Annotated in this window: 9 protein-coding genes and 1 pseudogene; 1 reads left to right on the top strand and 9 read right to left on the bottom strand. The window is 66.0% G+C overall.

Annotated elements, in window-relative coordinates; translation table 11 throughout:
• The 7 genes and pseudogenes from Q1J95_RS12950 to Q1J95_RS12920 form a co-directional block, all read right to left on the bottom strand.
• Nucleotides 1-450 (bottom strand): annotated as a pseudogene (locus Q1J95_RS12950) (hypothetical protein); the annotation flags it as partial.
• Entirely contained in the window at nucleotides 444-1,202 is a 759-nt protein-coding gene (locus Q1J95_RS12945) for a hypothetical protein (RefSeq protein ID WP_300268206.1), read from the bottom strand. The gene Q1J95_RS12945 and the pseudogene Q1J95_RS12950, both read right to left, overlap by 7 nt.
• Entirely contained in the window at nucleotides 1,199-2,209 is a 1,011-nt protein-coding gene (locus Q1J95_RS12940) for a VWA domain-containing protein (protein WP_300268205.1), read from the bottom strand. The genes Q1J95_RS12945 and Q1J95_RS12940 overlap by 4 nt, the downstream gene beginning before the upstream one ends.
• Nucleotides 2,191-3,177, bottom strand: coding sequence for a VWA domain-containing protein (locus Q1J95_RS12935; protein ID WP_300268203.1), 987 nt, complete (start codon nucleotides 3,175-3,177; stop codon nucleotides 2,191-2,193). Before Q1J95_RS12935 ends, Q1J95_RS12940 begins: the two co-directional genes overlap by 19 nt.
• Nucleotides 3,168-3,656: a hypothetical protein gene (locus Q1J95_RS12930; RefSeq protein WP_300268202.1), complete on the bottom strand. Its 489-nt coding sequence runs from the start codon at nucleotides 3,654-3,656 to the stop codon at nucleotides 3,168-3,170. The genes Q1J95_RS12935 and Q1J95_RS12930 overlap by 10 nt, the downstream gene beginning before the upstream one ends.
• Entirely contained in the window at nucleotides 3,643-4,530 is an 888-nt protein-coding gene (locus Q1J95_RS12925; RefSeq protein ID WP_300268200.1) for a DUF58 domain-containing protein, read from the bottom strand. The genes Q1J95_RS12930 and Q1J95_RS12925 overlap by 14 nt, the downstream gene beginning before the upstream one ends.
• Nucleotides 4,531-4,532: 2 nt before the next feature.
• Entirely contained in the window at nucleotides 4,533-5,498 is a 966-nt protein-coding gene (locus tag Q1J95_RS12920; protein WP_300268199.1) for a MoxR family ATPase, read from the bottom strand.
• On the opposite strand from Q1J95_RS12920, the gene Q1J95_RS12915 reads away from it, so the two are divergent.
• Nucleotides 5,467-5,814, top strand: a complete 348-nt coding sequence (locus Q1J95_RS12915; RefSeq protein WP_300268197.1) for a hypothetical protein — start codon at nucleotides 5,467-5,469, stop codon at nucleotides 5,812-5,814. The two genes, Q1J95_RS12920 and Q1J95_RS12915, sit on opposite strands and share 32 nt — an antisense overlap.
• A gap of 91 nt (nucleotides 5,815-5,905) precedes the next feature.
• Here Q1J95_RS12915 and Q1J95_RS12910 read toward each other — a convergent pair whose 3' ends face one another.
• Both Q1J95_RS12910 and Q1J95_RS12905 read right to left on the bottom strand, forming a co-directional pair.
• Nucleotides 5,906-6,646, bottom strand: coding sequence for a hypothetical protein (locus Q1J95_RS12910; protein ID WP_300268195.1), 741 nt, complete (start codon nucleotides 6,644-6,646; stop codon nucleotides 5,906-5,908).
• 15 nt (nucleotides 6,647-6,661) lie between these two features.
• Nucleotides 6,662-6,946 (bottom strand): Tox-REase-5 domain-containing protein (locus Q1J95_RS12905; RefSeq protein ID WP_300268194.1); only part of this gene is annotated, 285 nt, incomplete at its 5' end.

Below are 6,946 nucleotides of genomic sequence, written 5' to 3'. Positions count from 1 at the left end.
CTCTTCCGTCTTCGCACCGTCGTAATTGCCGGATGCCGATGTCTGCACAGCGCTCATCGCACCGACCGTCGCAGTGTTGAACAGCAGTGTGACGATCAGGGCGGATGCTCCCAGCATCCGACCCCGCTTCGAGAACAGCGCCGCGATCACGACGCCGACGACGACGAGCTGCAGAGTGAGCATCGTGACGCCATAGATCACGTCGGTCAGCCCGCCGAGCATGGTGCCCAGCAGCACGACCGCGAACAGGATCGCCACGGCCAGTGAGATCCAGCCGATCGCGTTCGCCGGCTGCTTGTCGACCGGTGTCGTCGCCGTGAGCATCTGTGCGGCGGCGCGACGAGTCTCCGGCGCTGTGCTGCGACGAGCACCGTGATAACCGCCGGGCGGCGGAACCGGGGGCGCCCCCTCGGAATCGGCGATATAGCGCGTGCGCTTCGGATCTACCATGGCTTGTCCGTTCCGCCGCCGGGACCGTCGTCATCGCCCTGCTGGTTCTGCTCGCGCTCTTCTGCGCCCTGATCGAGCTTCTCCTGCAGCTCGTCGAGCTTGTCCTGCTCGGGCTGTGACGGCTGCTCCTGCTCTTCTTCTTCTTCGCCCTCGGCGGGCGGCGGTTGCTGCTGTTTCTCTTGCAGGCGGTCTTCCAGATCGTCGAGGGTGTCGCCCATGCTGCGATCGGGATCGGGAGACTGCTGGTCGGCTTCTTCGCTGCTGCACTCTTCGGGAGTCTCGGCGGTGATGAGCAGCGCCTCGCCGTACAGCTCAGCCGCAGCGGTGCCATCACCCGTCGTGACGGCGGCGTCGCCCTGGCGCTCGATCACGATGGCGAGGTTGACCCGCACCGCACACACCTCGAGTCCGTGAGCCAGCGGCAACGCCTCTTCGAGCTTCGCGCGTGCGCCGTCGAGGTCTTCCGACCCCGCAAGCGCCGTGCCGATGTTGTACGGCGCCACGAACGGCTGAAACCAGTTGATGAACTCCTGCCCCTGCGCCGCCGTCGTCGAGCCGGCGAAGTCATCTGCGACGTACGACGTGATCGCCTGGTGCGCGAACGCGTACATGCTCAGCACCTTGCCGACGAACAGCAGGGCCGCCAGCGTCAGCGGCAGGGTGCCGATCATGACCCAGCGACGGATGCTTCGGCGCCGGCGATTCGACGCGATGAGAGCGGCCGCGGCATCCGCATTCGGATTATCGGTCATGCGTCACCTCCTCGCGTCGTCATGCCGCGCAGCTGCGCGATGAACATCGTCGCGCGCGCGAGCTCGAAGCCCAGCAGCGCGACCACGATGAGCGCGGGGATCCAGTACAGCTCGGTCACGTTGCCGACCTCACCCGATTCGGCGTAGTTCGTCGTGGTGGTGGGCGCCTCGGGCAGTGTGATCTCGGCATCCGCTGAGCGCACCTCGAGCGCGACGCCGAGGTCGTCTGCGATGGTCTGCAGGTTCGTCTCGTCGATCACCGACAGGGCCTGCTCGCCCTGATACTCGATGTACTCGCTGCCGTCGTCGAAGCCGCCGGAGGTCACCCGCATGGGCCCGCCCTCGGCTGTGCCGTAACCGAGCACGGCCCCGCCGTCGACATACTCTGCACTGCCCTCGAACGATTCGGGATCACTGGCCACGGTCTGCTCGCCGTCGCCGAGATAGAACACCATGCGTGCGCGATCCGGGGCGGATTCCGCGGCATTCGCCAGCGTCTCATCGAGCAGCCCGCTGGCGATGCCGATCGAGCTGCCCTGCGAGCGCGTCGTCACCTCGGGCTGCAGAATCTCCAGCGACGACATGAGCGCTGTCGCATCGGTGGTCAGCGGCATCCGCAGTTCGGCCGAGGCGTCGAAGGTGATGAGCGCGAAGCGCGCACCCGGATAGGCGTCGACGATCTCTTGCACATCGGCGCGCACGCCCTCCAGGCGTGGGGCTTCGCCGTTCCAGTCCTCCGCGACGATGCTCGCCGTGGTGTCGACGGCGATCACGATGTCGGTGTCTGTCGCGAGCGTCTGTGTGGCGCCGCCGGGGATGCCGGGACGCAGCAGCATGACGAAGCACGCCAGCAGCATGACGAGGCGCAACGACCAGAGAAGCGGACCGGTGCCGCTGCGACTGGGGCGCACGAGCATCCGCACGATGATGAATGCCACCGGCGCGAACAGCAGCAGAAGCAGGAAGATATGGAGAACCGGCTGGAAGATCACAGTCTCACCCGCCACAGCAGCACGAGGAATCCGAGTCCGAGCGCCAGCAGCACGGCGATCCACAGGTTCGGGGTGTCGGTCCACACCACCTGCGCCTGCCCGCGCAGTGCCGTGGCATCCTCTTCTTGAACCTGGGTGATGATGTCCCCGACCGTGGTCGTGTCGCGCAGCCCGTATGCCTCGCCGCCAGTCGACTGCGCAGCGGCAACGAGGTCGTCGCTGACGTCGGCATCCGCATCCTGCACCGGGTTGAGTGCGAATACGCGTACGCCGATGGATGCCGCATAGTCGGCCGCCTCGCTCAACGAGACGATCGAGAGGCCGTTGACCTCGTTATCGGTGGCGAGAATGATCGAACGAGACCGTTCATCCTCCGCGTGGTCAAAGCGCATGGTGCACGCTGCGAGCCCGTCGCCGATCAACGAGGCGCCCGAGCCGTTGAGCGTCCCGACCCAGTGCTCGGGGATCTCTTCCATGTAGTCGAAGCTCTCGCGAATACTCGCGAGGTGTGTGCGGATGAACTCGTAGTCATCCGTCAACGGAAAAACCTGCACGGGTGAACTGTTGAAGATCGTCAGGCCGATGCGCTCGCCCTCGAAGCCGTCGAGCAGCTCCTCGAAGACGGTGAGCACCTCGACGTCGACCTCGCTCATCGACCCCGACACGTCAAGGCAGAGCATGATGTCGCGGCTCGTGTTCATGGGCTGAATCGTCTGCGACGAGATCGGTCGCGCGGCGATGACCCCACCGATCACGGTCGCGAGAACGCCCAGCACGAGTACGCCGACCAGCGCCACGGTGCGCCGGCGAACCGCATGCTGAAACGACGGCAATGCCCGCACACGTTCGGCACGTGCGATCTGTGCCGCCGGCGCCGCACGGTGCTTCGCGTTGCGCCTCAGGCCGATCGCGAGCCCGACACCGACGGATGCGACGACCACCCCGACCGCGATGAGGATGACCCACCAGTTGGCTAGTGCCACGACGCCACCACCTTGCGCGCAGCCTCGGCACCGGCGACCGGGTCGACAGCCGGTCCGCGGCGGAAGACACTCGGGTAGTAATGGCGGCGGAGCGCATCGATCAGCGCCGCAGGCACCCCCATCCGCACGAGATCGTCGAGCACGAGCACCGGTGCCTCAAGTCCGCTGTACTCGTTGACGAACGTGCGCACGACACGGCTGAGTTCGAGGTTGGCCTGCCGGGCCGAGAGACCGCCAGACAGGTAGTCCGCTTCGATCCGACCGATCCGGTCGTTATATTCCATGCGCAGCATGCTGAGCACGTCTCCGACCGGCGGGGTGTGCGGCTCCCCGTCGGCGACGGTGATGCTGCGGCGCGGTTTGGTGAGAAACAGCAGCAGCCATCCGGCAGCGATCAGCAGCGCGATGACGGCGAACGCCAGCAACATCCATCCCCAGCCGTACTGCAGCGGCGGGTACAGCTCATCAGGAGCGGACATGCGCCCTCCTGTTCAGCATGCGCAGCAATGCCGAGACCGCGTCAGCCTGCGTTTCGAGTGTCGCGTGGCTGATCTCGAGCCGGTCGAGTAGCGCAGCGCGCCGTGCGGCATCGGCCTGCTGCTGAGCGATGAGCTCGCTCAGCACCTCGGCGTCGCCATGCACGAAATCAGGAATGTCCCAGCGCGTGTTCACATCTGTGCGCACGGTCGCCGATGCGTGATCGAGCACGGGGTCGGCGTCGCGCAACGTCAGCCACAGCACGTCGTGCTGCACGCGCAGGCGCCGCAGCATCCGCTCGGTGTCGGCCGTGACCGGCGCCTCATCTGTGACGATAACGACAATGCAGCGACGCGCGATCGTGCGCGCGACGTACGACAGCAGACCATCGCGATCGCTGGGAGCCGAGCTCGCCTCGATGGCCGACTTGATCGTTCGCAGTGCGTGTTCAAGCGACCCTTCGCTGCGACCGGGGGCCCGCCGACGCACGCGGTGGGCATCGCCGTAGACGAGACTGAAATCGTCGCCGTGGCGCAACGCCAGCATGCCGAGGGCACCCGTAGCGAGAATCGCGAGGTCTTTCTTGGGCTTCTCGTCGTGAGCGATCGCGGTCATGGCGCGTCCGGTGTCGACGACGAAGAGCACCGTGTGCATGCGGTTCGCGCGATGCCTTTTCACCAGCGGTTCACTCATGCGCGCGGTCGCCCGCCAGTCGATGTCGCGCACTTGATCGCCGTACTCGTATGCGCGCAGGTCTTCGAAGTCGAGACTGCGCCCGTGCAGCAGCGATGCGTAAGCGCCGTCGAGCGCGTGCATCGACTTCTGCGCAGAGTGGATGAAGAGCTTGCTCTTCACCTGAGTGATCAGGCTGGCCATTCTTACGGGGTCGGCACCGAGGCGAAGATCTGATCGATGATCTCTTCGCTGCGGATGCCGTCGGCGTCTGCCTCGAACGTCAGCAGCACGCGGTGGCGAAGCACGAGATGGCGGAGAGTGCGGATGTCTTCGGGCAGCACATGGTCGCGTCCGTTGAGCAGCGCGAGGGCGCGGGACGCCTGCAAGAAGGCGATGCTCGCACGCGGGCTCGCGCCGTACTTGATGTAACGCGCCCGCTCCTCACCGATGTACGGCCCCGGGTTACGGGTGACGTAGGCGATCGACACGATGTAGTTGCGGATGGCGGCATCGACGTAGATGCGGCTGGCGACGTCTTGCAGCAGCTCGACATCGGCCAGTGTGATGGCGCTGGAGACATGACGGTCGGGGTCGAGCACGCCCGAGTCGATGCGTCCGAGGATCTCGAACTCGTCTGCCGGGCTCGGGTACTCGACGATCTCTTTTAGCAGGAAGCGATCCATCTGCGCCTCGGGCAGCTCATACGTGCCCTCCTGCTCGATGGGGTTCTGCGTGGCGATCACGAGGAACGGCTCGGGCAGGTGGTGCACCTCGCCGCCGATGGTCGTCTGGTGCTCCTGCATCGCCTCGAGCATGGCCGACTGCGTCTTCGCGCTGGAGCGGTTGATCTCGTCGAGCAGCACGAAGTTGGCATGCACCGGGCCGAGAACGGTACGGAAGGATCCGGTCTGGGCGTCATAGATCTGGTTGCCGGTGATGTCGCTGGGCAGCAGGTCGGGCGTGCACTGGATGCGCTTGAACTGTGCCTTGACGGTGTCGGCGAGCGTGGATGCCGCCGTGGTCTTGGCGAGCCCCGGCACGCTCTCCAGCAGACTGTGCCCGCCGGCGATCAGCGAGACGAGCAGGCTCATGCGCAGCTGCTCCTGGCCGACCATCTTCGCCGAGTAGGCGTTCGTGATGACGTTCAGAATCTGGGCGGCCCGTGTCATCTCGGCCGCGCTGGGCGTGGGCTTGGTCTCGGTCGGTGAGTTCGTCGCCGAGCCGGTCGCTGAGCCCGTTGACGGGGCCGCGGCGGTGGCCGGTGCGGCCGTCGGTGCAGCAGCTGCCGGGGCCTGCGGGGTGGGTGCCTGGGCTGGCTGCGGAGCGGGCGCTTGCGCTGCGGGCGCCGGTGCTGCAGCGGCACGCGCCGCCGATACGGCGGGCGGCGGCGGTGGTGCCGACGACGGCCCGGGAGGGGTGGGATACGAATCGCTCATGAAGTCTCCTCGCTGGCGCAGAGGACGCTACGTGATCGCCCCCGACTGACAGCGTAACTGCTGGTGATCAACGAAAAGGCCCGGAGACTAGGGGAGAGATACCCATGCTGCGCGGACACGCACGTACGCCCCGCGCGCGATCACGCCGGGTGCAGCGCCGCCTGAATCTCGTTGCCGATGGCGACCTCAGCCTGGGCGTCCTCGGTGAGTGCGCGTCCGTCGCCGATGCGGAAGATGATCCCCGCTCCGTGCGCCTCGGACGAGACGGACGCTGGCAGCTGGTTGGCGATGCTCGGGTCGGCACGGTAGTTCAGCCAGCCCAGTTGCTCCCGGGTCGCGTCGTCCCAGACGGCATCCCGATAGCTTGCTTCGGTGACCCATCCCCGCTCGGGATTCCAGAAATCGACCAGCAGCTGGAACAGGCGCTCCGCCATAGCGGGGTCGAGCAGCGGCGAGTCGGGGTCGTTGAGCGTGATGAGCACGCTGTTGTTGCTCCGATTCGACGACTGTCCGCTGGCGAGCGAGATGGCGATGAAGTCTTTTGTCTTCTCCGCCTCGCGCTCGTTGGCGAGGCTCAGGCGCCAGCCGACTTTGACCGTGCTCTCGCGGGTCGGTCGCCCCTCCTCGTCAAGGTTGGAGAACCAGTGCTTGGGCGCTTTCTTGTCCCAACCGCGTTCCAACGCGATGCTTGCGAGGTTGGCGAGATCGGATCCGACCGGCATCTCGGTGTCTGCTCGATCGCCGAGTGAGTAGAGCGTGTCGAAGAGCGGGTCGATCTCGCGCAGTGTGACGAGAAACTCTCTGGACTGATCGATGAACTCGCCGAGGCTCTGCTCGCGGGCTCCCCAGAACACACCGAAGTACGGCCTGATGTCGTTCATAGTGCACTCATCCTATTAGAAGGGTGTGACCACGGTCGTGATGGCGTCACCGAGGTTGTTCTGGCGCAGCAGCGCGTCGACGGCATCCTTCGCCGACGGTGTAGAGAAATGCCACTCGATCGCCGTACCGTCGGCAGCGTTGATCTGTCGCATGATCTCGTCCAGGGTTCCGCCGTGCCAGAAGTCTTGACCAGCGGGAGGGTATCCGCGCCAGTCCTTGGCATCGAGAAGCACGTCCCGCGCGCTGTCGTACCCGTCGAAGTTGACACCGTCCACGCGGTACTCGGTGCCGCGTTCCAT

Source organism: Microbacterium sp. (assembly GCF_029263575.1).
Classification (GTDB): Bacteria; Actinomycetota; Actinomycetes; order Actinomycetales; family Microbacteriaceae; genus Microbacterium.
This window is presented reverse-complemented; position numbering and strand designations above follow the sequence as displayed.